Source organism: Vreelandella sp. EE27 (assembly GCF_968206495.1).
This window is the reverse complement of the sequence record NZ_OZ309109.1, coordinates 22999-49275: the sequence shown is the minus strand read 5'-3', so window position 1 is coordinate 49275 and position 26277 is coordinate 22999. Positions and strand designations below refer to the sequence as shown.

20 protein-coding genes, 3 rRNA genes and 1 other RNA gene are annotated in these 26277 nt (G+C 61.4%); 9 read left to right on the top strand and 15 right to left on the bottom strand.

Annotated features, from left to right (window positions below):
* Positions 1-463: 463 nt before the first annotated feature.
* From rrf to ACWHVV_RS00205, 3 genes are all read right to left on the bottom strand, one after another.
* Positions 464-579, bottom strand: a 5S ribosomal RNA gene (gene rrf, locus ACWHVV_RS00215).
* A gap of 111 nt (positions 580-690) precedes the next feature.
* A 23S ribosomal RNA gene (locus ACWHVV_RS00210) occupies positions 691-3582 on the bottom strand.
* Positions 3583-3871: 289 nt separating this feature from the next.
* Positions 3872-5404 (bottom strand): 16S ribosomal RNA (locus ACWHVV_RS00205).
* Together the 16S, 23S and 5S rRNA genes form the textbook arrangement of a ribosomal RNA operon.
* A 535-nt stretch (positions 5405-5939) precedes the next feature.
* Here ACWHVV_RS00205 and pyrB point away from each other — a divergent pair.
* Complete coding sequence (gene pyrB / locus ACWHVV_RS00200; RefSeq protein ID WP_447927571.1) at positions 5940-6965, top strand: aspartate carbamoyltransferase; 1026 nt, start codon at positions 5940-5942, stop codon at positions 6963-6965.
* Between the two features lie 66 nt (positions 6966-7031).
* On the opposite strand, the gene ruvX is transcribed toward pyrB, so the two are convergent.
* From ruvX to ACWHVV_RS00180, 4 genes are all read right to left on the bottom strand, one after another.
* A complete protein-coding gene (ruvX, locus tag ACWHVV_RS00195) occupies positions 7032-7487 on the bottom strand; it encodes a Holliday junction resolvase RuvX (protein WP_447927570.1) in 456 nt (151 codons plus the stop codon).
* A complete protein-coding gene (locus tag ACWHVV_RS00190) occupies positions 7487-8044 on the bottom strand; it encodes a YqgE/AlgH family protein (RefSeq protein ID WP_447927569.1) in 558 nt (185 codons plus the stop codon). Before ACWHVV_RS00190 ends, ruvX begins: the two co-directional genes overlap by 1 nt.
* Before the next feature lie 70 nt (positions 8045-8114).
* Positions 8115-9074, bottom strand: a complete 960-nt coding sequence (gshB, locus tag ACWHVV_RS00185) for a glutathione synthase (protein WP_447927568.1) — start codon at positions 9072-9074, stop codon at positions 8115-8117.
* A gap of 71 nt (positions 9075-9145) precedes the next feature.
* Positions 9146-9829 carry a CvfB family protein gene (locus ACWHVV_RS00180; RefSeq protein ID WP_447927567.1) on the bottom strand — a complete coding sequence of 228 codons (684 nt, stop codon included), beginning with the start codon at positions 9827-9829 and terminating at the stop codon, positions 9146-9148.
* A gap of 155 nt (positions 9830-9984) precedes the next feature.
* On the opposite strand from ACWHVV_RS00180, the gene ACWHVV_RS00175 reads away from it, so the two are divergent.
* A complete protein-coding gene (locus ACWHVV_RS00175) occupies positions 9985-11613 on the top strand; it encodes a sodium:solute symporter (RefSeq protein WP_447527295.1) in 1629 nt (542 codons plus the stop codon).
* Positions 11606-12148, top strand: coding sequence for a hypothetical protein (locus ACWHVV_RS00170; RefSeq protein WP_447927566.1), 543 nt, complete (start codon positions 11606-11608; stop codon positions 12146-12148). The genes ACWHVV_RS00175 and ACWHVV_RS00170 overlap by 8 nt, the downstream gene beginning before the upstream one ends.
* Positions 12149-12179: 31 nt before the next feature.
* Here the strand turns inward: ACWHVV_RS00170 and ACWHVV_RS00165 are convergent, their stop codons facing one another.
* The 3 genes from ACWHVV_RS00165 to ACWHVV_RS00155 are packed head-to-tail and all read right to left on the bottom strand — an operon-like array spanning position 12180 to position 13949.
* Positions 12180-12932, bottom strand: coding sequence for a 16S rRNA (uracil(1498)-N(3))-methyltransferase (locus ACWHVV_RS00165; RefSeq protein WP_447927565.1), 753 nt, complete (start codon positions 12930-12932; stop codon positions 12180-12182).
* 22 nt (positions 12933-12954) lie between these two features.
* On the bottom strand, positions 12955-13470 hold the full coding sequence (secB, locus tag ACWHVV_RS00160; protein ID WP_447927564.1) for a protein-export chaperone SecB: 516 nt from the start codon (positions 13468-13470) through the stop codon (positions 12955-12957).
* Between the two features lie 56 nt (positions 13471-13526).
* Positions 13527-13949 (bottom strand): rhodanese-like domain-containing protein, encoded by a 423-nt coding sequence (locus ACWHVV_RS00155; protein WP_447927563.1) that lies wholly within the window; start codon positions 13947-13949, stop codon positions 13527-13529.
* A 256-nt stretch (positions 13950-14205) separates the two neighbouring features.
* Between ACWHVV_RS00155 and gpmI the strand changes: the two genes are divergently transcribed.
* From gpmI to ACWHVV_RS00140, 3 genes are all read left to right on the top strand, one after another.
* A complete protein-coding gene (gene gpmI / locus ACWHVV_RS00150; protein WP_447927562.1) occupies positions 14206-15771 on the top strand; it encodes a 2,3-bisphosphoglycerate-independent phosphoglycerate mutase in 1566 nt (521 codons plus the stop codon).
* Entirely contained in the window at positions 15768-16925 is a 1158-nt protein-coding gene (locus tag ACWHVV_RS00145; protein WP_447927561.1) for a murein hydrolase activator EnvC family protein, read from the top strand. The genes gpmI and ACWHVV_RS00145 overlap by 4 nt, the downstream gene beginning before the upstream one ends.
* A gap of 66 nt (positions 16926-16991) precedes the next feature.
* On the top strand, positions 16992-18293 hold the full coding sequence (locus ACWHVV_RS00140; RefSeq protein ID WP_447927560.1) for a S41 family peptidase: 1302 nt from the start codon (positions 16992-16994) through the stop codon (positions 18291-18293).
* A 15-nt stretch (positions 18294-18308) separates the two neighbouring features.
* Here the strand turns inward: ACWHVV_RS00140 and ACWHVV_RS00135 are convergent, their stop codons facing one another.
* The 4 genes from ACWHVV_RS00135 to ACWHVV_RS00120 form a co-directional block, all read right to left on the bottom strand.
* Positions 18309-19565, bottom strand: coding sequence for a UbiH/UbiF/VisC/COQ6 family ubiquinone biosynthesis hydroxylase (locus ACWHVV_RS00135; RefSeq protein ID WP_447927559.1), 1257 nt, complete (start codon positions 19563-19565; stop codon positions 18309-18311).
* Between the two features lie 51 nt (positions 19566-19616).
* Complete coding sequence (gene ubiH, locus ACWHVV_RS00130) at positions 19617-20849, bottom strand: 2-octaprenyl-6-methoxyphenyl hydroxylase (RefSeq protein WP_447927558.1); 1233 nt, start codon at positions 20847-20849, stop codon at positions 19617-19619.
* 75 nt (positions 20850-20924) lie between these two features.
* Positions 20925-22265, bottom strand: a complete 1341-nt coding sequence (pepP, locus tag ACWHVV_RS00125) for a Xaa-Pro aminopeptidase (RefSeq protein WP_447927557.1) — start codon at positions 22263-22265, stop codon at positions 20925-20927.
* 13 nt (positions 22266-22278) lie between these two features.
* Positions 22279-22857 carry a UPF0149 family protein gene (locus tag ACWHVV_RS00120; RefSeq protein WP_447927556.1) on the bottom strand — a complete coding sequence of 193 codons (579 nt, stop codon included), beginning with the start codon at positions 22855-22857 and terminating at the stop codon, positions 22279-22281.
* A 177-nt stretch (positions 22858-23034) separates the two neighbouring features.
* Here ACWHVV_RS00120 and ACWHVV_RS00115 point away from each other — a divergent pair, with 177 nt between their 5' ends.
* From ACWHVV_RS00115 to ACWHVV_RS00105, 3 genes are all read left to right on the top strand, one after another.
* Positions 23035-23343, top strand: a complete 309-nt coding sequence (locus tag ACWHVV_RS00115; RefSeq protein ID WP_447527283.1) for a cell division protein ZapA — start codon at positions 23035-23037, stop codon at positions 23341-23343.
* Positions 23344-23399: 56 nt separating this feature from the next.
* Positions 23400-23583, top strand: a non-coding RNA gene (ssrS, locus tag ACWHVV_RS00110) — 6S RNA.
* Between the two features lie 4 nt (positions 23584-23587).
* A complete protein-coding gene (locus tag ACWHVV_RS00105) occupies positions 23588-24217 on the top strand; it encodes a 5-formyltetrahydrofolate cyclo-ligase (protein ID WP_447927555.1) in 630 nt (209 codons plus the stop codon).
* A gap of 431 nt (positions 24218-24648) precedes the next feature.
* Here the strand turns inward: ACWHVV_RS00105 and ilvA are convergent, their stop codons facing one another.
* Positions 24649-26163, bottom strand: a complete 1515-nt coding sequence (gene ilvA / locus ACWHVV_RS00100; protein WP_447927554.1) for a threonine ammonia-lyase, biosynthetic — start codon at positions 26161-26163, stop codon at positions 24649-24651.
* Positions 26164-26277 lie beyond the last annotated feature (114 nt).

Here is a 26277-nt window from a genome sequence, read left to right as displayed (position 1 = left end):
AGGAGCAGGCTTTAGCCAGCGATGCGGCGCACCGCGCCGCCGGGGTGGATGGCGGGCACTGTGCTCGCTTCAACCCCGGGCGGCTGACGCCGCCATCGCCCAATGAAATTGGGCTCCTACAGGGGCGCGGAGGCACCGAGGCTCTTGTGCCCCTCGTTTTTGTAGGAGCAGACTTCAGCCCGCGATGCGGCGCACCGCGCCGCCGGGGTGGGCGGCCGGCACGGTGGCGAATCCAACCCCGGGCGGCTGACGCCGCCATCGCCGAGGTGTCGGACCACCAATGAATCGGGCTCCTACAAGGCCGCGGTGGCACCGAGGTTCTTGCGCCCCCTGCTTTTGTAGGAGCAGACTTCAGCCAGCGATGCGGCGCACCGCGCCGCCGGGGTGGCGGCGGCACGGGAACATTTCCTGCACGCATAAAAAAGCCCCGAACACAGAGTGCTCGGGGCTTTTTCGAAGAGGTGCCTGACGATAACCTACTCTCGCATGGGGAGACCCCACACTACCATCGGCGCGTTGCGGTTTCACTTCCGAGTTCGGCAAGGGATCGGGTGGTTCACGCAAGCCATGGTCGTCAGGCGTAACTTTCAATGTATATCGGCTGACTGTCTTGTGATCGTTTCTTTTTTGCGTATCCGGTGCTCTGTCGAGCGTCGTTGTCACTGCGAAACCAGACCCCTTGGGTGTTATAGGGTCAAGCCTCACGGGCCATTAGTACACGTTAGCTCAACGCCTTGCAGCGCGTCCACACCGTGCCTATCAACCAGCTGGTCTCGCTGGGCCCTTCAGGAGGCTCGAGGCCTCGGGGATGTCTCATCTTGAAGGGGGCTTCCCGCTTAGATGCTTTCAGCGGTTATCCCGTCCGCACATAGCTACCCGGCAATGCCACTGGCGTGACAACCGGAACACCAGAGGTGCGTCCACTCCGGTCCTCTCGTACTAGGAGCAGCCCTTCTCAAACATCCAACGCCCACGGCAGATAGGGACCGAACTGTCTCACGACGTTCTAAACCCAGCTCGCGTACCACTTTAAATGGCGAACAGCCATACCCTTGGGACCGACTTCAGCCCCAGGATGTGATGAGCCGACATCGAGGTGCCAAACACCGCCGTCGATGTGAACTCTTGGGCGGTATCAGCCTGTTATCCCCGGAGTACCTTTTATCCGTTGAGCGATGGCCCTTCCATACAGAACCACCGGATCACTAGAACCTGCTTTCGCACCTGCTCGACGTGTCTGTCTCGCAGTCAAGCACCCTTATGCTCTTGCACTCATTGCACGATGTCCGACCGTGCTGAGGGTACCTTCGTGCTCCTCCGTTACTCTTTGGGAGGAGACCGCCCCAGTCAAACTACCCACCACACACTGTCCTCGATCCGGATAACGGACCCGAGTGAGAACACCAATGATGCCAGGCTGGTATTTCAAGGTTGGCTCCCTCCGAACTGGCGTCCGGAGTTCAAAGCCTCCCAGCTATCCTACACAGGCAACATCAGTATCCAGTGTGAAGCTATAGTAAAGGTTCACGGGGTCTTTCCGTCTAGCCGCGGGTACACCGCATCTTCACGGCGATTTCAATTTCACTGAGTCTCGGGTGGAGACAGCGTGGCCATCATTACGCCATTCGTGCAGGTCGGAACTTACCCGACAAGGAATTTCGCTACCTTAGGACCGTTATAGTTACGGCCGCCGTTTACCGGGGCTTCGATCAAGAGCTTCGCCCAGAGGGCTAACACCATCACTTAACCTTCCGGCACCGGGCAGGCGTCACACCCTATACGTCCGCTTGCGCGTTAGCAGAGTGCTGTGTTTTTACTAAACAGTTGCAGCCACCTGGTATCTTCGACCGGTTCGGGCTAAAGGAGCAAGTCCTCTCACCCTAATCCGGCGTGCCTTCTCCCGAAGTTACGGCACCATTTTGCCTAGTTCCTTCACCCGAGTTCTCTCAAGCGCCTTGGGATTCTCACCCTGACCACCTGTGTCGGTTTGGGGTACGGTCGCATGTCATCTGAAGCTTAGAGGCTTTTCCTGGAAGCGTGGCATCAGTGACTTCCGGACCTTGGTCCGTTCGTCTCGCGTCTCGGCTTTAAAGGGTCCCGGATTTACCTGAGACCCAGGCCTACTCGCTTTCACCAGGACAACCAACGCCTGGCTCACCTAGCCTTCTCCGTCCCCCCATCGCAATGACATCCGGTACGGGAATATTAGCCCGTTTCCCATCGACTACGCCTTTCGGCCTCGCCTTAGGGGCCGACTCACTCTGCTCTGATTAGCATCGAACAGAAAACCTTGGTCTTCCGGCGGGGGAGTTTTTCACTCCCCTTATCGTTACTCATGTCAGCATTCGCACTCGTGATACCTCCAGCAGACCTCTCGATCCACCTTCATCGGCTTACACGACGCTCCTCTACCGCTCATCCAGAGGATGAACCCGTAGCTTCGGTACCTGGTTTGAGCCCCGTTACATCTTCCGCGCAGGCCGACTCGACTAGTGAGCTATTACGCTTTCTTTAAAGGATGGCTGCTTCTAAGCCAACCTCCTAGCTGTCTGAGCCTTCCCACATCGTTTCCCACTTAACCAGGATTTGGGGACCTTAGCTGACGGTCCGGGTTGTTGCCCTTTTCACGACGGACGTTAGCACCCGCCGTGTGTCTCCCACGCTGCACTCACCGGTATTCGGAGTTTGCCTCGGGTTGGTAAGCCGGGATGGCCCCCTAGCCGAAACAGTGCTCTACCCCCGGTGGTGATACGTGAGGCGCTACCTAAATAGCTTTCGAGGAGAACCAGCTATCTCCGGGCTTGATTAGCCTTTCACTCCGATCCACAAGTCATCCAAATCTTTTTCAACAGATCCTGGTTCGGGCCTCCAGTTGATGTTACTCAACCTTCACCCTGCTCATGGATAGATCGCCCGGTTTCGGGTCTATATCCAGCGACTGGTCGCCCAGTTAAGACTCGCTTTCGCTACGCCTCCCCTATCGGTTAAGCTCGCCACTGAATATAAGTCGCTGACCCATTATACAAAAGGTACGCAGTCACCCAACAAGTGGGCTCCTACTGCTTGTACGCACACGGTTTCAGGATCTATTTCACTCCCCTCGCCGGGGTTCTTTTCGCCTTTCCCTCACGGTACTGGTTCACTATCGGTCAGTCAGGAGTATTTAGCCTTGGAGGATGGTCCCCCCGTCTTCAATCAGGGTTTCTCGTGCCCCGACCTACTCGATTTCACATGATCAGACTTTCGACTACGGGGCTATCACCCGCTACGGCCGGACTTCCCAATCCGTTCGTCTAGCCATTCACATGCTTAAGGGCTGGTCCCCGTTCGCTCGCCGCTACTGGGGGAATCTCGGTTGATTTCTTTTCCTCGGGGTACTTAGATGTTTCAGTTCCCCCGGTTCGCCTCGTATCCCTATGTATTCAGGATACGATACTGACCTTGTGGTCAGTGGGTTTCCCCATTCAGAGATGTCCGGGTCACAGGTTGTTTGCCACCTCACCGAACCTTATCGCAGGCTACAACGTCTTTCATCGCCTCTGACTGCCTAGGCATCCACCGTGTGCGCTTCATTGCTTGACCCTATAACCCGAAGGAGTCTGGATCCCGCAATGACAACGATTGCCGGATACGCTTGAAACGTATCACAAAACAATTGCGTATCGAGATCACGCCACGAACACGCAAGCCCGGGGGCTTTTGTCTTCGTATCGTCATTCGATACTGTCAGCATGATATACATTGTTAAAGAGCGACTGCCATAAGCAGTGATAAGGCATCGCCGAAGGCGATTGACTTATCACTGCTCATTTAGCAGCTACTTGATCAGGTAATTCATTGTGAGCGCTTGCCGGGAGAGTGACGCATCGTTTAAGGAGGTGATCCAGCCGCAGGTTCCCCTACGGCTACCTTGTTACGACTTCACCCCAGTCATGAACCACACCGTGGTGATCGCCCTCCAAAGTTAGGCTAACCACTTCTGGTGCAGTCCACTCCCATGGTGTGACGGGCGGTGTGTACAAGGCCCGGGAACGTATTCACCGTGGCATTCTGATCCACGATTACTAGCGATTCCGACTTCACGGAGTCGAGTTGCAGACTCCGATCCGGACTGAGACCGGCTTTCTGGGATTCGCTTACTCTCGCGAGTTCGCAGCCCTTTGTACCGGCCATTGTAGCACGTGTGTAGCCCTACCCGTAAGGGCCATGATGACTTGACGTCGTCCCCACCTTCCTCCGGTTTGTCACCGGCAGTCTCCCTAGAGTTCCCACCATTACGTGCTGGCAAATAGGGACAAGGGTTGCGCTCGTTACGGGACTTAACCCAACATTTCACAACACGAGCTGACGACAGCCATGCAGCACCTGTCTCTGCGTTCCCGAAGGCACCCCGGAATCTCTTCCGGGTTCGCAGGATGTCAAGGGTAGGTAAGGTTCTTCGCGTTGCATCGAATTAAACCACATGCTCCACCGCTTGTGCGGGCCCCCGTCAATTCATTTGAGTTTTAACCTTGCGGCCGTACTCCCCAGGCGGTCGACTTATCGCGTTAACTTCGCCACAAAGTGCACAAGGCACCCAACGGCTGGTCGACATCGTTTACGGCGTGGACTACCAGGGTATCTAATCCTGTTTGCTACCCACGCTTTCGCACCTCAGTGTCAGTGTCAGTCCAGAAGGCCGCCTTCGCCACTGGTATTCCTCCCGATCTCTACGCATTTCACCGCTACACCGGGAATTCCACCTTCCTCTCCTGCACTCTAGCGTGACAGTTCCGGATGCCGTTCCCAGGTTGAGCCCGGGGCTTTCACAACCGGCTTGTCATGCCACCTACGCGCGCTTTACGCCCAGTAATTCCGATTAACGCTTGCACCCTCCGTATTACCGCGGCTGCTGGCACGGAGTTAGCCGGTGCTTCTTCTGCGAGTGATGTCTTTCCTGGCGGGTATTAACCGCCAGGCGTTCTTCCTCGCTGAAAGTGCTTTACAACCCGAAAGCCTTCTTCACACACGCGGCATGGCTGGATCAGGCTTGCGCCCATTGTCCAATATTCCCCACTGCTGCCTCCCGTAGGAGTTCGGGCCGTGTCTCAGTCCCGATGTGGCTGATCATCCTCTCAGACCAGCTACGGATCGTTGCCTTGGTGAGCCGTTACCTCACCAACCAGCTAATCCGACATAGGCTCATCCGATAGCGGGAGCCAAAGCCCCCTTTCTCCCGTAGGACGTATGCGGTATTAGCCTGGGTTTCCCCAGGTTATCCCCCACTACCGGGTAGATTCCTATGCATTACTCACCCGTCCGCCGCTCGTCAGCGTCCAGCAAGCTGGACCTGTTACCGCTCGACTTGCATGTGTTAAGCCTGCCGCCAGCGTTCAATCTGAGCCATGATCAAACTCTTCAGTTTAAAATCATTGTGATTCTTGCCTGTCGCTCGAAAGCAACAGAGGCGAATCAATCCTGGCTCAAGGTTCAAACGAATTTGAAGAATTCGAAAATTCTTCTTGTGCGCTTGCCTTGATATAAGGTGACTTGTCACCCTCATCGGCAAACGCCCACATGAATTACCTGATCAAATTGTTAAAGAGCGGTTTCGCTTCGGCTTAAACACTGACTCGATGACCTGAGCCGGTTGCCGTTGCGAGGAAGGCGTATTCTACGCTCATCCTTGAATTTGTCAACCGCCGATTTTGGCGAGTGAAGCGAGCGAACAAAAAACCGCTAACTTCCTGACAAACCGAGAGTTTTCACTCTCATTCACCGCTGGCAACGCCTTGCGTCCCCGGCAGCGGATGCGTACTTTACGGCCTCACCGGCTTGAACGCAAGGGCTTTTTAGAGAAAATGCTTCACTAGGTAAAGGAAGCTCATTAAAGCGTTTCGGCAAGGTGCGGGTTGGCGGTTACACTAGCGCTCTCGCCCACCATTTCACCGAGGTCCGTGATGAGCCCCCACCTGCTATCCGTCGACTCATTAAACCGCGAAAGCGTTAACCACCTTTTACGCGTTGCCGCGCAAATGGAGCCCATCGCCAGCCGCCAGCAGGTTACGCGCGTATTGGAAGGCGCGGTGTTGGGTAATCTGTTCTTCGAAGCCAGTACGCGTACCCGCGTTAGTTTCAACGCCGCGTTTTGTCGTCTGGGGGGCAGCGTTTGCGATACCACCGGCTTTACCTTCTCTTCCATGGCGAAAGGCGAGTCGCTTTACGATACCAGCCGGGTCATGAGCGGCTACTGCGATGCCATCGTGATGCGCCACCCCGACCAGGGGTCGGTGGCCGAGTTTGCCGAGGCGACCAACGTGCCGGTCATCAACGGGGGCGACGGCCCCGGCGAGCACCCAAGCCAGGCGCTTTTAGACCTTTATACGATCGACAAGGAGTTTCAGCGCCTCGGCAAGACGTTAAGCGGTGCGCACATTCTATTGACCGGGGATTTGAAGTACGGCCGCACCGTACATTCGCTGATCAAGCTGCTCTCTTTATATGACCCGCTGCGGATTACCCTGGTCTCGCCGCCGGGTCTGGAGATGCCGGCCTCGCTTATCGACCTGGTGACATCCCGCGGCCACCGGGTAGAGACACGCGAACATCTGGGCATGGACTTCAGCGACCTGGACGTGGTGTACACCACGCGGATTCAAAAAGAGCGCTTTACCGAAGAAATGAACGAGGGCTTCAAGGGGCTTTCCAGCGACTTCGTGGTGAACAAGGCGTTTCTGGACCAGTACTGCGGTAAGTCCACCATCGTGATGCATCCGCTGCCGCGGGACAGCCGCGCCCAGGCCAACGATCTCGACGTGGATCTCAACGGCGACCCGCGGCTGGCGATTTTCCGCCAGACCGATAACGGTATCCCCATGCGTATGGCCATTTTTGCCACGCTTTTGAAAGTGGATGGGCTGATCGCCAAGGACCTGCACCCGGTACGCTGGTTCGTGCCCGGCCAAACCGGCACGCTGGATATCTGACGCCCTGTCCATTTGGGTCGTGTAGAAACGACGAGCATTAAAAAAGCGCTCTTTAAAGAGCGCCTTTTAGAGCGAAAGCCGCCCGCCGGGTAAGCCTTCCTGGTGGGCGAACCAGCCTTCCAGTATCAGCACGGCGGCAATGCCGTCGACACTCTCTTCACGGTAATTGCCGCGATGGCCCGCCTCGCGAGCGATTGTCTTGGCTTCCCTGGTGGAGCCGCGCTCATCGACCATTTCCACCGGATGACCAAAGCGCCCGTGTAAACGATTGCCGAATTTGCGTGCCCGGGTGCTCATGGCCGATTCGCTGCCGTCCATGTTGAGCGGCAGGCCCACCACCAGCAGATCCGGCTGCCACTCCTTTAATAGCGCCTCGACACGCTGCCAGTCGGGAATGCCGTCGCGCGCGGTCAATGGCTCGAGCTCGCGCGCGCTTCTTAGAAGCTCGTTGCCCACCGACAAACCGATACGCCGCGTGCCGTAATCAAAGGCAAGTATCAGGCGCTGGCCCGCCATGGCCATTAGGCGTGCCCTGCATCGCGGGTCATCAGATTAAGGTCGACGCCGAGAATACCGGCGGCGGCGGCCAGCCGCTCAGCGGGCGGGGTTTCGAAAATAACGCCGCCGTCGCCTTCCACGGTCAACCAGCTATTCTCCTTGAGTTCCTCTTCGAGCTGACCCACTTCCCAGCCAGAGCACCCCAGGCAGACCAAAAACTGCTCGGGGCCTTCGCCATCGGCCAGCGCTTTGAGAATATCCATCGAGGTGGTCAGCGCGATATTGTCATCGACCTGGACGCTTGAGTCCCACGCCTGGCTGTCGCCCACATGCAGAATGAAGCCGCGGTCCTTGTGCATCGGCCCGCCGTAGTAAACCGGCGCATTGCGATGGGGGCTGTCGTCTCCGCCCAGCGAGAGCTGCTCGAACAGCGTATCGAGGGTGATATCCATCGGGCTATTGAGAATCACGCCCATGCAGCCGTTGTGATCATGGTCGCACAGATAGATCAGACTACCGGCGAAGTTGGCATCATCCAGGTGCGGCATGGCCATTAAAAAGTGGTGCTTTAAGCTTTGCATGCGTCTCCTACGGCGCGCGGAAATCCAGCGCGCCTCGCTTGATGTGCAGTAAATCGCGGGTTATTGGGCCTTACGAGGCGAGCCGACGCTCGACGGCGTCCAGTAGCAAGCCTGCGATATCGGTCCCGCGCTGGTCGTCGATTTCGCGCACACAGGTAGGGCTTGTGACGTTGATCTCGGTAATGTAATCGCCGATGACGTCGAGGCCTACGAACATCAGGCCCTTTTCCTTGATGGCCGGCTTGACCTGGTCGATCAGCCAGTGGTCGCGCTCGGTGAGCTCGCGGGCTACGCCACGCCCACCGGCGGCCAGGTTGCCCCGGGTTTCACCGGCAGAGGGAATGCGCGCCAGCCCAAAAGGCACGGGCTCCCCATCCACCAGCAGAATGCGCGTGTCGCCATCCTTGATTTCGGGCAGGTAGCGCTGGGCCATGATCTGGCGCTGACCGCGCAGGGTGAGCTGCTCGATCACCGCGCCGATATTGCGCCCGTCCGGGCCGATATGAAAAATGCCGGTACCGCCCATGCCATCCAGCGGCTTGAAGATCACATCGCCGTGCTCGGCATGAAACGCGCGCAGTACGTCATCGCGGCTGGCCACGATCGTCGGCGTGCAGCACTCGGGGAACTGCTGGGCGAAGAGCTTCTCGTTGCACTGCAAAAGCGCCTGGGTCGGATTGACGATCAGCACGCCTTCACGCTCGGCAAACCCGAGCAGATGCACCGCGTTGATGAACTCGGCGTCCACTGGCGGGTCCTTGCGCATCAAGACCGCATCGAGATCCGACAGCGGACGCGACTCGGTCTCGCCCAGATCGAACCAGTGCGCCGGGTCGTGGTGCACGGTGAGCGCGCGCATGCGTGCGTAGGCTTTGCCCGCCTGCATGAAAAGATCACCCTGCTCCATGTAGTAGAGGGTATAGCCACGCGCCTGGGCAGCCCACAGCATGGCCAGGGTCGTGTCTTTTTTGTAGGCGATGTCGCTGATGGGGTCCATCACGACGCCAAGCTGCAGATTCGATTGACTCATCGGGGCACTATCCATTCATAAACGTAGGGAAGCAGTATGCCGCACTGGTGATACGGCTCCAACCTCAGGGCTCAAGTGCCGGGCACCAGGCGTATTGCATCCGGCGCAAGCGTGATCAGTTGCTGCTTGTAAAGCCGACCGATCGCCTGCTTGAAGGCGCTTTTACTGACCCCCAGGCGCGCCTTGATCGCGTGGGCGTCGCTTTTATCGCCCAGCGGCAAATAACCGCCGCTTTCGCGAAGCGCAGCGAGAATTTTCTCGCCCACCACGTCCAGGCGCGCCGCCCCGGGCGGCAGCAACGAGATATTCACGCGGCCATCCTCACGGCGCTGCTTGACGTAGCCGGTGACCGATTGGCCACGGCGCAGAGGCTTGGTGATGTCGTCCTGATAGATCAGGCCCCAGTAGCGGTGATTGACCACCACTTTCAAGCCAAGATCGGTACGGTCGGCCACGATAATGGCGACTTCCTCGCCGTTTTCAAGGGGGGTGGCGTCGTCACTCAAAAAGCGGTCCAGCCGCATCGTCGCCACCGGGCGGCCCTGGTCGTCCTCGTAAAGCATCACCAGGACGCGCTTGCCGGGGTCGGGGCGAAAGCGCTGTTCGCTATAGGGCAGTAGCACGTCCTTGGGCGGGCCCCAGCGCAGAAACGCACCGGTATTATTGACAGCCGTTACCGTCAGGTAAGCCACTTCCCCTATTTGGGCGCTTGCATCGCTTGCCGACCTGGGGGTTGAGCGCGCGTCGTCAGCCATGAACAGCATCCTCGAAAAATGAGCCCTCATTATGGCGCCTGGCCCGCCCCCGGGCAAAGCCGCCGGAGTGTTTTTACCCAGGCGCGCTTGATTCAATGGCCTTAAGACAACCTGCTATGCTCAAAAAAGACACAACAAAAGGGCAGGAGAGGTGTATGCAAGGGTTCACGTTGTTGGATACGGTCGTATTGATCGGTTATATCGCGCTGATCGCCTGGATCGGCTCGCGCTTTGGCAAGGACCAGCACAGTCCCGAGGATTACTTTCTGGGTGGGCGCAAAATACCCAGCTGGGCCATCGGGCTTTCGGTCATGGCGACCCAGGCAAGCGCGATTACCTTTATCGGCGCACCGGGCTGGGGGTTCGAAGGCGGTCTCGAACGGCTGGTCACCTTCATCAATGTGCCGCTTGCGATGATCGTACTGATCCTGGTGTTTGTCCCGATCTTTCACCGCGCAGGGATTTACAGCATCTACGAGCTTCTGGAGCGCCGCTTCGGCCCGGGTACGCGTACGCTGACCGCGCTTTTGTTTTTGATCGCCCGCGGCCTTGCCACCGGCGTCGTGCTCTATGCCCCGGCGCTGGTGCTGGCGGTCGTCACCGGCTGGAGCGTGAACCTCACCATCATCATCATGGCGGTACTGGCCATCAGCTACACGGTGCTGGGCGGGATTAGCGCGGTGATCTGGACCGACGTCATCCAGATGTTCGTGCTCTGGCTCGGCGCGCTATTGAGCGTGATCTTTTTGGTCACGAGCCTCCCTGGCGGATGGAGCGATGTGTTTGCCTTCGGCGCGGACTCTGGCATGTTCAACGCCATCGACCTGTCGCTTGACCCAAGCGTCACCTACTCCCTCTGGGCGGGCCTTTTTGGCGGCTTCTTTCTCCACGTGGCGTACTTTGGTACCGACCAGAGTCAGATTCAGCGCGTGCTCTCGAGCCCTTCCGTGCCGGATGCCCAGCGTTCGCTGCTGATCGGCGGTTACCTGCTCATCCCGCAGATGCTGCTGTTTTTGTTCGTCGGCATCATCCTGGCCGCCTACTACCAGCAAAACGGCCTGACCGCGCCGGAGAACCTCAACGAATTGCTGCCCCGCTACGTGGTCGAGACCTTCCCCTCCGGCATGGCGGGGCTGGTGATCGCCGGGGTGTTCGCCGCGGCGATGTCGAGTCTTGATTCAGCGCTCAACTCGCTCTCGGCGGTCACCGTGCGCGATTTCTACAGCCGCTATATAAAGCCCGATGCAAGCGATACCCACTACCTGAAAGCTTCCCGCTGGGCGACGGTCTTCTGGGGCTTTTACGCTACGCTCTTTGCGTTTTTCGCGGGTAATCTGGGCCCGGTCATCGAGGTGGTCAATCAGGTGGGCTCCTGGTTTTACGGAGCGCTTTTGGGCACCTTTTTGCTCGCGATTTTCAGCCACCGCAGCAACGGCCGGGGCGCTCTGGCAGGGCTCTGCACCGGCATGCTGGCGGTCTGGGCGACCACCGCCTTCATGGATATCTCCTGGCTTTACAACAACACCATTGGCGTGGCGGTGTCGGTCGGCGTGGGGTATTTGGTGAGCCTGACGAGCCCCGCGCCACAAAGCGAGCAGCTCAGCGATGTCCTCATCGACGAGACCGCCCCGGACATGCAGGCGATCCTTGCCGCCCGGGCCAACAGCGCCCCGGAAGTGGGCTTCGAGGCACGCCTGACCCGGCGGCGCTGCCTGGGGCTCGCGGCGTGGTTTGTGCTGATGCTTGCCCTGCTCGCCCTGCTCCAGGGATGGGCGAATGGATAAGCCTTTAACGCTTGCGCGGCGTATCGACTTCGACGCCGCCCAAAAGCGCTTCAAACGCTTGGGCGCCCAGCGCTTCGAGCCCGTTTGGGTGCCGCTCTGGGCATTTGCCCTGGGCACAGCGCCCCAAACGCCCTGCGCGTGGCTGCTGGCAAGTCTTACCCTGCGCCGACCGATGCTTTTAACCAGTGTCATGCTTGCCAGCCAACAAGCGCGCCCCGCCGGAGAACTGGCGCTCGAGGGCGGTGAAGCACCCGCCGCCGACGCCGTCACCAGGCAGTGGTTTTGGGAGCGGATGGCCAACCCCAGGCGCTGGAAGGTGCAGCTACTGGAAGACCCGCCCAAGCCGCTCTGGCTGCCCTGTTGGCTTGGCTACTCGAAGGGGCGCCAGCACCGCGTGATCGTGCTGAGCGGACTTTCCGGCGAAACCCTGCCGGTACTCAAACCCGCGATACTCGACGGGCTCGAACGGGCGGCACGGCAAAACCCGCGCGGTGAACCGCTTTTGGAGAAAGAAAAGATGAAAAGCGAAGGTTGATTCAGAAGGGGTGCATCATGTAAGTAAGCGCTTACATGTCGCCAAAGTGGTGCTGAAGAAGGGTCAGCGCAACCACCGGGGCGGTTTCGGTGCGTAGTACCCGCGGCCCCAGGGTCAACGGTGTGAAGCCCAGGGCCTGGGCTGCGCTAATATCCTGCTCGGTCAACCCCCCCTCCGGGCCGATCAATAGCGCCGCTCTTTCGGGGCGCTCGATCGAATCGAAGCGGTTGCCGGTGGCCAGGTGCAGCATCAGCCTGAGCGGCTCATCCCGCGCGCCAAGCCAGGCCTCGAGCGCCATGGGCGGATGCACCACCGGCACCGTCGCCCGCCCGCTTTGCTCGCAGGCGCTTTCGGCCACCGCTTGCCAATGGGCGTGCTTTTTGGCTTCGCGCTCGTCTTTCAAGCGCACATCGCCGCGCTGGGTATAAAGCGGGGTGATCGCCGCTACGCCCAGTTCCACGGCTTTCTGGATGGCGTAATCCATCCGGTCGCCCTTGGAGATCGCCTGGCCCAGGTGAACCGCCAAGGGCGACTCGCCTTCGCCCAACCACACGGTTTCGACCTGGGCGATGGTACGCTTGCGCCCAGCCTCGACGAGGCGCACGCCGGCCTCCTGGCCGTTACCGTCGAACAGCACCAGCGGCGCGCCCTCCCCCATGCGCAAAACCCGGGTGACGTGACGCGCCGGCCCTTCCGGTAGCTCCACCCGGGCACCGACGCTGAGCGCGGCGCTCACGTAGAGGCGCGGCATTTTACCGTGCTGAGCGTACCAGTCGGCTTTCATGGCGTTGTCCTGGGCGTGCGACTTAGTGGGTATTTTCGGTAGCGGCCGGGTCCTGCTGCGCTTCGCGCTTTTTGCGCTGGGCGTACATGGCCTCGAAGTTGACCGGCGCCAGCATCAGCGGCGGGAAGCCGCCCCGGTTGACCAGGTTATCCACGCACTCGCGGGCGTAGGGGAACAGCAGGTTCGGGCAGAACGCACCGAGGGTCTGGTCCAGCTGCGCGCCTTCGATGCCGGCGATGCGAAAAAGGCCTGCCTGCTCGACTTCGGCCAAAAACGAGGTCGTGCCGGTTTCGCTGTCGTTGACCTGGGCGGTTACCTTCACCACGACTTCATACTGATTTTCGTCGATTTTGGTGCTGGTGGTGTTCAAATCCAGATTGACCTTGGGCTTGAACGACTGCTTGAAGACCGACGGCGAATTCGGCGCCTCGAAAGAGATGTCTTTAACGTAAATACGCTGCAGCGAGAATTTCAGCTGGGGCTTTTCGCCTTCGGCTGCGCCAGCGCCGGCTTGAGGGGCATTGTTGTCTTCCGCCATGGGAGTTCTCCTGATGATTTATACGTTTGAATGAGCTGCGCCGCGGCGCAAAAGGCTTACTTTTTCACCACCGGCAGGCCGTCGGCTTGCCACTGCGCCATGCCGCCCTTGAGCTTGTTGGCGCGCTCGAAGCCCGCCTTGGCGAGCTTGGCTTGAACGGTGCCCGCGCTCTGGCCATGCTTGCACACCACGATGATGGGCTGGTCTTTCACTTTCTCCAGCTCCTTCATGCGGCTGTCCAGGCTGCTTTGGGGAATGTTGCGCGCACCGGCGATATGGCCGGCCTTGAACTCTTTGCTCTCGCGCACATCCACCACCACCGCGTCTTCGCGGTTGATGAGCTGGGTGGCCTGCGAGGAACTCACGGCGTGCGTCGACGCATTGCGGGTTTCGTAGACGAGCCACGCCAGCAGCACCAGCAAAAATGCGCCCACCAGCAGGGGGTGGTTCATTACGAATTCGAACAGCTGATCGATCATCGCGAACACAATCTCTTGGTATATGCAAAAAAAGCGGCCAGGCCACTGTCAAACCCGACAAGTATACACGTCACGGACCGGTAAGCGCAGGTCATGACGCCTAACGACTGGCTGCGTTATGATGCCCCAAGCGGGCACGCGCCGCGACCCCCACCAAAAGGGCATGCTGGAAACGCCACGCAAGCGCACCGCTTTCCAGCACGTCTTTATTATCGCAGGATGTTTTTACACCACGATCCGACATAACGAGGCTTCAATGGCTACATCGACCCCGCGCCCGGTGGCGCTGATCATTCTGGACGGCTACGGCCACAACCCCGATGCGGCGCACAACGCCGTGGCCGCCGCCAACACGCCGAACATGGACGCGCTCTGGTCATCGCGCCCCCACGCCTTCCTTCACACCGACGGCGAACACGTGGGCTTGCCCGAAGGGCAAATGGGCAACTCCGAGGTCGGCCACATGAACCTGGGCGCGGGGCGCGTGGTGTATCAGGATTTCACGCGGATCACCAAGGCGGTCAAGGAGGGCGAGCTCGAACACATCGCACCGCTTACCCGGCCCATCGACGAAGCGGTGGCCAACGGCCGTGCGGTGCATCTTTTAGGGCTTTTATCCCCCGGCGGCGTTCATAGCCACGAGGATCATTTCCTCGCCATGGCGGAGCTTGCCGCCAGCCGCGGTGCCAAGCGCATCTACCTGCACGCCTTTCTCGATGGCCGCGACACCGCGCCGAAAAGCGCGCTGGCCTCGATCGAGCGCGCCAATGCCAAGCTTTCCGAGCTGGTCGGGGCGGACAACGGCTTCGTCGCCTCATTGATTGGGCGCTTTTACGCCATGGATCGCGACAACCGCTGGGAGCGCGTGGAAAAAGCCTACCGCCTGCTCACCGACGGTGAGGCCGAGCACACCGCGAAAAGCGCCGAGGCCCTGGTGGACGCCGCCTACGCGCGGGGTGAAACCGACGAGTTCGTCACGCCAAGCCAGGTACGCCCTGCTGATCACGGCGTGACCCTGGAAGACGGCGACGCGGCGATTTTCCTCAACTTCCGCTCCGATCGCGCCCGGGAGCTGACCCGCGCCTTCGTCGACGACGATTTCGACGGTTTCACCCGCCAGCGCCGCCCGGCACTGGCGGGCGAGGGCCTGGTGATGATGACCCAGTACGCCGCCGACATTCCGGCCCCGGCCGCCTTTCCGCCCACGGATTTGACCGATACCCTGGGGGAAGTGGTCGCCAAGCGGGGTTTGAGCCAGCTGCGCATCGCCGAAACCGAGAAGTACCCCCACGTGACGTTTTTCTTCTCCGGCGGCGAGGAGAACGAGTACGAAGGTGAAGAACGCATTCTGGTGCCCTCGCCGCGGGATGTGAAAACCTACGACGAAAAGCCCGAGATGAGCGCTTTCGAGATCACCGACAAGCTGGTCGAGGCGATCGACAGCCAGCGCTTCGATTTGATCGTGTGCAACTACGCCAACGGCGACATGGTCGGCCACACCGGCGACTTCGACGCTGCGATGAAAGCCATCGAAACCGTGGACACCTGCGTGGGCCGGGTGGTCGAGGCGATCGAGCGGGCCGGCGGGGCGTGTCTGATCACCGCCGATCACGGCAACGCCGAGCAGATGGTCCACCCGGAAACCGGCGCGCCGCAAACCGCCCATACCACCTTCCTGGTGCCTTTGATCTACGTGGGCGAGCGCCAGGCCGCGCTTGAAGAGGGTCGTCTTTGCGATCTAGCGCCGACGCTTTTGACCATGATGGAGCAAAGCGTGCCCGACGCCATGACCGGCAAGCCGCTACTTACTTTTTCATCATGATGAAACGCCCCGCCCGCGCCCTGCGCCGCACGCTGCTGAGCGCCGGCGTTGTCCTGGCGCTCAGCGCCGGGGGCGCGGCGGGCCAGGACGAGCGCGCCGCCCGGGAGGAGCTCGACGCCCTGGGCCAACAGATCGATTCGCTGGCCACGCAGCTAAGCGAAACCGACCAGGCCCGGGACAGCGCGACCCAGGCGCTGGCCACGGTGGAAACCGAGCTGGCCCAGACTCACCAGCGCCTGGACACCCTACAGGCCGAGCGACGTACCCTGGACGATGAAACCCAGGCCCTGCGCCGCCACCGCGACCGCCTTCAGGGCGAGCGCGCCGGCCAGGTGGCGGCGCTGGCCGAGCAGTTCGCCGCGCTCTACCGGCTGGGGCCGACGCCCCAGTTGAAGCTTCTACTCAATCAGAGCGACCCGGCCCAGCTCGATCGCATGCAGGCCTACCTGAACCGCCTGACCCGGGCGCGCCAGCAAAAGCTCGACGATATTGCCCAGCTGGATAGCGCCCTGGCCGAGACCGAAACCGAGCTCGATGCGCGCCAGACACGGCTTGCAGCGCTAACCGATGAGCTCGAGGCGCAAAGCGAAAAGCTGGCCGAAACCAGCGCCGAACGCCAAAGTGTGGTGGCCACCCTGGACGACCGCTACGCCAGCGAAGCCGACCGCCTGGCGGATCTCAACCAGACCCGCGAAGAGGCCGAGGCGCAGCTTCGCCGCATTCAGGCGGAAATGGCGCAACTGGCCGAGGCGTCGCCGACCACCCACATCGGGCGTACCCAGGGCGATCTCCCCTGGCCGGTACAGGGGGCGATCAGCGCGGGCTTTCGCGGCCAGGACGGCGTTCACTACAACGGTATCGTCATAGAGGCCAGCGCCAATACGCCGGTCACCTCGGTCCACGCCGGGCGGGTCGTGTTCGCTGACTGGATGCGCGGCTTTGGCAACCTGTTGATCATCGACCACGGCGACCAGGTCATGACCCTCTATGCCCATATGCAGCAGTTCAGCGCCCGGCCGGGCCAACAGGTGAGCCGCGGCGACGAAATCGGCCGGGTGGGAAATAGTGGCGGCCAGAGCCGCGCCGCGCTTTACTTCGAAGTAAGAAACCGTGGCGAGCCAATTAATCCACAGCGTTGGATTGCGCGCCGCTGACGGGATAAGCTGACACGACTATACACGCGGCGTCCTTCGCGCCGCCCACTGCCTTGCGGAGTCTGCATGACGCGAACTGTTAACGAGGTAATGGCCCCCGCCAGGCGGCTGATGGTGACGCTGCTACCGCTGGCGCTGCTGGCCGCCCCGCTGCCGCTAACGGCCCAGGGCGTAAACGCGGCCGATCAAGACGAGCTGCCGCTGGAGGAGATCCAAACCTTCGCCGAGGTGTTCGAGCGTATCAAGCGCGGCTACGTCGAAGAGGTGGACGACGCCACGCTTTTGCGTAACGCCATGCGCGGGCTTTTGAGCGAGCTCGACCCCCACTCCGCCTACCTGGACGTGGACGAGTTCCAGAGCCTACGTGAATCCACCCAGGGCGAGTTCGGCGGGATTGGCATCGAGGTGGGCACCGAAGGCGGCCAGCTGATGGTGATTACGCCGATCGACGATACCCCCGCCTCCCGGGCGGGGCTGCTCGCCCGGGATATCATTTTGACCATCGACGGTACGCCCACCGAGAGCCTGTCGCTGCAGGAAGCCGTCACGCTGATGCGCGGCGAGCCCGGAAGCCAGCTCAACCTGACGATTCTGCGCGCCGGCGAAGAGAGCCCGCGGGACATCAGCCTGGCCCGCGAGGTGATTCGCAGCGAAAGCGTCAAGCACGAGCTGCTGGAATCCGGCTACGGTTATCTGCGCATTAGTCAGTTTCAATCGCGCACGCCAGAACAGGCCGGCCAGGCACTCGAGCGCATGGCCCAAAGCCAGCCGCTGGAAGGTTTGGTGCTCGACTTACGCAACAACCCCGGCGGCGTGCTGCAGGCTGCGGTGGGCGTGGCGGACCTTTTCCTGGACAACGGGCTGATCGTCTACACCGAAGGGCGTCTCGACAATACCGAGATGTCGTTTTCCGCCAACCCGCAGACCCCGGCTCGGGACATTCCGCTGGTGGTGCTGATCAACGGCGGCAGCGCCTCCGCCGCCGAAATCGTGGCCGGTGCGCTGCAGGATCAGCGCCGGGCGGTCATCATGGGCACCGAAAGCTTTGGTAAAGGCTCGGTACAGCAGATCATGCCGCTGGGTAACGGCGAGGGCTTGAAGCTTACGACCGCGCTCTACTACACCCCCAACGGGCGCTCCATTCAGGCCCAGGGGATCACGCCGGACGTAGACGTGGTGCGCGGGCGCCTCGAGGTCGCCGAAGGGCGCCGCGAAATTCGCGAAATCGACCTGGAGGGCCACCTGAACAACCAGGCCGGCGGCGCGCGCGAGCGCAGCGGGCTTTCCGAGCGGCTGCGCGACGACTACCAGCTCAGCGAAGCGCTCAATCTACTCAAGGCCCTCAACGTGGTGGACCGCCGCCGCTAGGCCTTAAGCTTTGGCCTAGCGGCAGGTTTGCGGCAGGCGACCCCGTTCCCCGGTCGCCTGGCGCATGATCAACCGCTTGAGGGGCACCGCCTGGTTCATACCACTCAGCCCCAGGTTGCGCGCAAGCGTCAGCACCGGCAGGCGGCTGCCAAAAAGTCCCTTGAACCCCTTCATGAGCGCAAGCATAGCAGCGTTGTCCAAACGGCGGCGGCGCTCGAAACGCGAAAGCGTCGAAAGCTCGCCCCAGGGGGCGCCGCGCCGCCAGGCGTGCACCACTTCTTCGGCGAGTACCGCGGCATCCATCAACCCCAGATTCACCCCCTGGCCCGCCAGCGGGTGAATCGTGTGGGCGGCGTCGCCCACCAGCGCGAAATGTGGCTGTACGTAGGTGTTGGCGTGGCGCTGAATGAGCGGGAAGCGATAGGCGTGATCCAGCACCTCGACGCCGCCCAGCCGATGGCCAAACGATTCGCCAAGCGCCGCCCCCAGCGCCGCCCGGGAAAGCCCTTCCAGGGTGTCCGCGTGCTCGGCCGTGGTCGACCAGACGATCGAGCAGTAGCGTTCGTCGCCGTCGACCGTGAGCGGCAAAAAGGCCAGCGGCCGGCCATCGTTGAACACCTGGCGGGCGCAGCCGCCGTGCGGCTTTTCACAGCGCACGGTGGTCACGACCGCGTCCTGGGCCATGGATTCTTCGGTGGTCTCGATCCCGGCCAGTTCACGCAGCGCCGAGCGGGCGCCATCGGCGGCGATCAAAAGCGATGTTTGCAGCGTACGGCCATCCTCGAGCACCAGGTAGCGCCCCTGGGGCGTGGTTTGCAACGCCGTGACCTTAACGCCGTAAAAAAGGCTCAGCGCGGGCAGGCCCAACACCTGCTCGTTGAGCGCGGCCAGCGTGACGCTGTTCTCGACGATGTGGCCAAGCACCGGCGTGCCGGCCTCATCGGCGGAAAAATCGATGCTGCCGCTGCCCTCACCGTCCCATACGTGCATATAGCGGTACGGGGTGACCCGTTTGGCGGCCATGGCGGGCCAGGCGCCCAGCTGGGTTAAAAGCCGCTGGGACACCGGGGTCAGCGCACTCACCCTGGGCGTCGGCATCGTCACGTCGAGGGTTTTCAAATCGAGCGGCGCGGCGTTGGCCTCGACCAGTGCGGTGCGCATGCCGGCATTAGCCAAAAGCCCCGCCAGGGCGGTGCCTACCATGCCCGCGCCAACGATGACCGCATCGAACGGCTCGCGGGTGTTGCGCGATGACGCCTGTTGGGTATGCATAACCTTCCTTGTCGTGAGTGGTAGAGGTGGGGCCGTGGATGACCGGCCGGTTTAGCGCTCGAGGCCCATGGCGCGACGCGCCAGGCTTCGCCTCAGCGGGCCGATGAGATTGAGGCCGATCAACCCCGCGGCGCGGGCGTGAGGCAGCAGCGGAAACGAGGCGCCAAAAAGGCGCACGAGACTGTCGCTAAAGCGGATCACGTTGGTGCGATCCCGGGCCCGGCTCTGCTCGAAGGCGAGCAGGGTGTGCATATCACCCAGCCCCCGGCCCTGCTGCGTGCCCTGCTCGAGTGCTTCGACCAGGTCCATCACCGAGCGCAGCGCCAGGTTAAACCCCTGGCCCGCCACCGGGTGCAGCGCGTGGGCAGCGTTGCCCAGCACCGCAAGCCCCGGGCGAACCGGCTCCCTGGCGGTGACCAGAGACAGCGGGTAGCTAAAGCGCTTGCCCACTTTGGTAAAGCGGCCCACCCGGTCGCCAAAGGCGCGCTGTAGCTGATCCAAAAAGGCGCCGTCATCGAGCGCCATGCGCGCGTGCTCGGCACCGTTTTCATGGGTCCAGATCAGTTCCATGGCCTGGTTGGGCAACGGCAACAGCGCAATCGGCCCTTCGTCCGTGAAGCGCTCGAACGCCACACCGTGATGAGGCTCGCTAATGCCTACGTGGGTGATTAGCGCGGTCTGCTCGTAGGAGCGCCGCTGGCTTTCGATGCCCAACTGCTCCTTGAGCCCGGACCGCCCGCCATCCGCCAGCACGGTCAACGCGGCGTGAAGCGTGTCGCCGGTCGACAGCGTCAGCCGATGGCCACCGCCGTCGGCGGCCATGGTGTCGACCTTCGCCGGGCAGTACCACTCGATGGGCAGCTCGCCCAGTTTTTGATGCAGCACCTGGCCCATCCAGGCATTGGGGATGACGTAGCCCAGGGCGTCGACGCCCAGCTCACCGGCATTGAGGCGCGTGGCGCCCAAACGGCCGCGCTCGCTGATATGAATACGTGAGATCGGTGAGGCCTCCTGCTGCATAGCCGCCCACACGCCGAGCTCGCGAAAGCGCTGCGCGGAGCCGGCGGCGATGGCACTGGCCCGGGCGTCGAAACTCGGCTGCCAGGTGGGCGCCTGGTCCGGGGACGAAAGCGCAGTGGCCTCCACGATCGCCACGCTCAAGCCATGACGCTCGATCAGCGGCGCCAGCGCGCAGCCAAGGCTTGCCCCCACCAGCCCGCCACCCACGATCACGATATCGTAAGCAGCCGTTTTTGAAGCTTTTTCAGACGCCTTCGTGGGCATTAAGCGGCCTCCCTAAGCCATTCGTAATTTCGTAACGTAACTTACATAAAGATATTTTCTGACGTTTTAATCTGGTTACTTATTCGCCATTAACGCTTCGATTTCAGCCACCTGCTTGGGCACGTCTGCGGTGAGCACCTCGCCGCCGGTTTCGCTCACCACGACGTTATCCTCGATACGAATACCGATACCGCGATAGGCCGCCGGGATATCGTCGTCGTCGGGCACGTAAAGGCCAGGCTCGACGGTAACGACCATGCCCTGATCGAGCGGGCGCGGCGTTTTTTCATCCAGCCGGTAGGTGCCGACATCGTGAACGTCCAGGCCTAGCCAGTGCGAGGTGGAGTGCAGATAGAAGCGCCGATAGCTTTCATCCTCGATGCGCGCCTGCACATCGCCTTCGAGAAGCCCGAGTTCGACCAGGCCGCGGGTCAAATCCTCGACCACGTTGGCGTGAATAGCGGCCAGGGTGGCGCCGGGGACCACGGCGGCCACGGCGCGCTCCTGGGCCTTGAGCACGACCTCGTAAAGTGCGCGCTGCGCCTCGTTGAAGCGCCCGTTGACCGGGAAGGTACGGGTAATGTCGCCGGCGTACAGGTCGAACTCGGCGCCGGCGTCGATCAGCACCAGCGAATCGCGCGTAAGCTCGGCGCTGTTTTCAATATAGTGCAACACGCAAGCGTTGGCGCCACCGCCGACGATGGTGCTATAGGCCGGGCCGCTGCCACCCTGCCAGACGAACTCGTGCTCGAGCTCGGCCTGAAGCTGGTATTCGAAAAGCCCGGGCGTACAGGTGCGCATGGCCCGGCAATGGGCGCGGGCGGAAATCGCGCAGGCATGGCGCAATAGCGCAAGCTCCGCCGGGCTTTTGACCAGCCGCTGGGCGTGGATCAATTCGCGGCTATCGAGCCAGCCCTTGAGCGCGGGCAAACCCCGGCGCTTGCCCGCTTGTGCGAACGCCAGCGCCTCTTCGGCGATGGCAAGCGCTTCGGGCTGATCCAGCGGCGCGTAGAGCAGCGTGCGCCCTTCGAGCAGGCCGGCCAAACGCTCTTCGCGCTCGGCGTTCTCGAAAGCTTGATCGATATCGTGGTGCGCCACTACGCCGCTGGCGCCCAATCGGCGGCCGGTCCAGGCCTCCAGGGTAGCGTCGCGGTCCTGGCAGAACACCACGCTTTGCCCCGCCTCCCGGCCAGGCAGCAACAACAACAGCGCGTCGGGCTCGGTGATGCCGGTCAGATAATAGAAGTCGCTTTGCTGGCGAAAGGCGTACTCGCTGTCGTTGGAGCGGGTCGCAAGCGAAGCGCCGGGAACGATCACGGCGGCATCGTTGGGGATCTGCGCCATCAGCGCCGCGCGGCGGGCGCGGTATTCGTCGTTGGCGATCGCGGCGGGGCGCGCAAGCATCTCGGGTAACATCAAAACTCCTTGATCAGTGAACCGGGGCGTCGGTCTGCTCTACCTGGGGCTGGCCCGGGTGCTGCTCGGTGTAGAGCATCATCGCAGCCATACGCGCATGCTCGCTCAGCGCGAACAAATCGTTCTCGTTTTCCGGCGAGTCGTCGATGTCCGCATCGATCTGGCCAAAGTTCGATAGATCGTCGATCGCCTCGGCCAGCGGCTGCGACCAGCGCTTTTTGAGCGCCTCGTCGGCTACCTCGTCGATGACCTCCATAAAGCCTAGCGCCCACTCCTTGAGCGCCTGGGCCTGCTCGCCGAGGGAGAAAAGCTCGTCGGGCAAAAGCGGCGCGTAGTTCAAGTCGCTGGCGCTTAATGCCTCCAGAGTTTGCCGGCGCCAGCCAAGCAACCGCTCGGCGCTTGGCTCGTCTTTGGGCTGCTCGACCCCCAGGCTCATGCAAACTTCATCGAGCCAGGCCTCGGCGCTGACATCGCGAAGCGCCAGAAGCGCGCAAAGCCGCCCGTCGAGAAACGCGGGCGACTGCATGCTGCCGTGAAGAAGAAAGACGTCAGCCACGTCGGAAAAGTCCTGGCGCTGTTCAATGAGGGACATGGTGTTCTCGCTTTTACGCTTTAAAAAATGGGCAAGAGGGGCCGACATGAAACACCCGAGCGGGCGAGTGCGCGTTGACCCCGCGCAAGTGGCTCTCTTATAGTGAACGCCGACCTGCCTTCCTATACCGTGATGTTAACGCATTCGGGCCCTGACGTGCCCGTGCCGGAGCCTTCGATGAGTAACGCCAAGCGGCCAACCAAAGAAATCACCCTGCTGGGTCGCGGCTACATGATCGCCTGCGACACCGGCGAACAAGCCAAGCTTGAACGCGCCGCTCGCTACCTGGACCGCGCCATGCAGGGCATCCACAAGCAAAGCAGCGTGCTGGGCAGCGAGCGCATCGCCATCATGGCGGCGCTGAATATCACCCACGAGCTTCTCGAGGCGCTTGACGAACACAAAGCGGGCGAGGCGAGCCTGAACCGGCTGCACGACCGACTGGAGCGTGCCTTACAAGGTACCCGCCCGGCGGAGCAGCCCTAGGGCAAACCGTTAAGCCCGGGTCTATGGCATCGGGCCTGGCTCTGTTAAGATAAGCGGGTTCTCTGGAGTGTGCGCCAGTCGTTATAGTCCCTCGAGCCTATGCGATGTACCCAGGGGGCCAAATGCTAGCCAGACCCGTGTGCATGTCCGTGCGTCGGAAAGCCTGACGGTCTGGCTGCGGCCACCCACTCTGAACCAGTAGGTTCAGGGCCAGAATGACAGCGGCACTCTGGGGAACCCTATTTTGAACGACCACACCGTGATCGACGCCCAACGTTTTGATAAAAACGCCCTGCGCCGCGAACTTCGCCGCAGACGGCGTGGGTTGAGCGAAGCGCAGCAGCAAAAAGCGGCCACCGCGCTTTGTCAGCGTCTCCAACACCTTCCCGAACTTCAGCGCGCCAGCCGCGTAAGCCTCTACCTGCCCGTGGGCGGCGAAATCGACCCGACCCCGCTACTTGGCTGGTTGGCCAAGCGCCGCGTGCAGGTCTACCTGCCGGTGCTACGCCCGTTAAGCCACAATGCGCTCTGGTTCGTTCGCTTCGACGACGATACCCCCATGGTCGAGAACCGCTTCGGCATCCGCGAGCCCTGCACCCGTTTTGGCGCCAGGCGTCATAATCGGCTGCCCGCCTGGGCGCTGGATACGCTCATCGTGCCTTTGGTGGGCTTCGACGCCCAGGCCAACCGCATGGGCATGGGCGGCGGCTTCTACGACCGAACCCTCGCCTTCATGCGCCGCAAGGGCCCAAAGCCCAACCTGATCGGCGTGGCTCACGCCTGTCAGCAGGTGAACGAACTAGCCGTCGAGGCCTGGGATATCCCGTTGAACGCGGTGGTAAGCGATCGAGGGATCGCACGGCGTAGCTCATGAACGAAAAAACGAACGAAAAAAAGGGCTGATAGAAATCAGCCCTTTTTTTAAGCGTGTGTGTCAGCGGTTGGTTGCGTCATACCCGGCGCTGACCTTGCCAGTGGCGATCAGCTCCCTGCCAATGCCTGGGCGTATCCGGTGGCCAGTACGCCTAGAAGAAAAACCACCGTTAACGCCATCACCACATCGGGCTTTTTACGCCGCATGCCTTGTCTCCAACGTCTTTATTCGTTGCCAATGCTTTAAAGCGCGCCATCTGGCTGTCGTATCAAGAGATGGCCCACTTGACTAATTTTCAAAGCCGACTATAGAGCCAAGAGCGGGCCGCTGACAATAGCCCAAAGAGCCCTTTTTAGCGCTTATTTAAACGTTTTAACACATTACAGACGCTTGCGTGCTCTGAGACGCAAAGTTAGTAAATACTTACACCGCTAGGCCATGAAGAGCTTGTAGGCCGGGTTGTCACTCTCCTGCCAGTAGCGATAGCCGATGGCGTCCAGATACTCGGCCACGTGGGTGCGGTCGATGCTGGGCACCTGCATACCGACCAGCACGCGCCCGTAGGCGGCGCCGTGGTTGCGGTAGTGAAACAGCGAAATGTTCCAGTCGTGGGGCAGCTGGGTGAGAAAGTTCATCAGCGCGCCGGGCCGCTCGGGGAACTCGAAACGGTAAAGCTCTTCCTCGAAACGCTCGCTGGGCCGCCCGCCGCTTAGGTGGCGAATGTGCAGCTTGGCAAGCTCGTTATCGGTGAGATCCTCGACCTGGTAGCCGCCCTCCGTCAGTCGGTCGATCACGGCCTGGCGGTCCTCCCCGCCGGGTTTGACCTGAACGCCGACGAAAATATGGGCGTCACTGTCATCGGCGTAGCGATAGCTGAACTCGGTGACCATGCGCCGACCAAGCGTACGGCAGAATTTCTTGAAACTGCCGGGCTTCTCTTCGATGGTGACCGCCAAAATCGCCTCGCGCTGTTCGCCAAGTTCGGTACGCTCGGCGATATGCTGCAACCGGTCGAAGTTGGTGTTGGCACCGGAGTTGATGCACAAAAGCGTTTCGCCCTCGGCGCCGGTTTGCTGCACGTACTTCTTGAGCCCGGCTAAAGACAGCGCCCCGGAGGTTTCCGACACCGCCCGGGTGTCCTCGAAAATATCCTTCACCGCCGCGCAGATCTCGTCGGTATTGACCGTGATCACGCCGTCGATCAGGGTTTTGGCCAGGCTAAACGGCACCTCGCCGATCTGCGCCACCGCCACGCCTTCGGCGAAGGTGCCGACCTGGTCGAGCACCACGCGCTCCCCGGCCTCGAGCGCGGCCTTCAGGCACGCGCTGTCCTCGGCCTCGACGCCGATCACCTTGATGTCCGGGCGCAGATATTTCACGTAGGCGGCCACGCCGGCGATCAAACCGCCGCCGCCTACCGGCACGAAGATCGCATCCAACCGCCCGCTGTGCTGGCGCAGTATCTCGACGCCGATGGTGCCCTGGCCTGCCACCACGTCGATGTCGTCAAAAGGCGGGATGTAGGTGTAGCCGTGCTCCTCGATTAGCGTTTGGGCGTGGGCGGCGGCATCGGCGAAAGCGTCGCCCTTGAGCACCACACGGGCGCCGCGGGAGCGCACCCCCTGGACCTTGATCTCCGGGGTACTGCGCGGCATCACGATGGTCGCCTTCACGTTCATCAGTTTCGCCGCCATGGCCAGGCCCTGGGCGTGGTTGCCGGCGGAGGCGGCGACTACGCCTTTCGCCTTCTGCTCATCGGATAGCTGGGCCATCTTGTTGTAGGCGCCGCGAATCTTGAACGAGTACACCGGCTGCAGATCTTCACGCTTGATCAAAATCTGGTTGTTGAAGCGGCGCGACAAAAAGGGAGCGGGAGAGATAGGCGTTTCGCAGGCGGCCTCGTAGACGCGGGCCTGCAGAATCTTTTTGACGGTAGCTTCGAGCATGCGGATATCCAGATTGTGAAACGGCCCGGTCGGGCAGGAAAAGCCCTTATTGGTAGCAGATCGCGCCTAATGGCGTCCAGCGTTATACGCGCGCATCAACACGCAAGGCCAGAG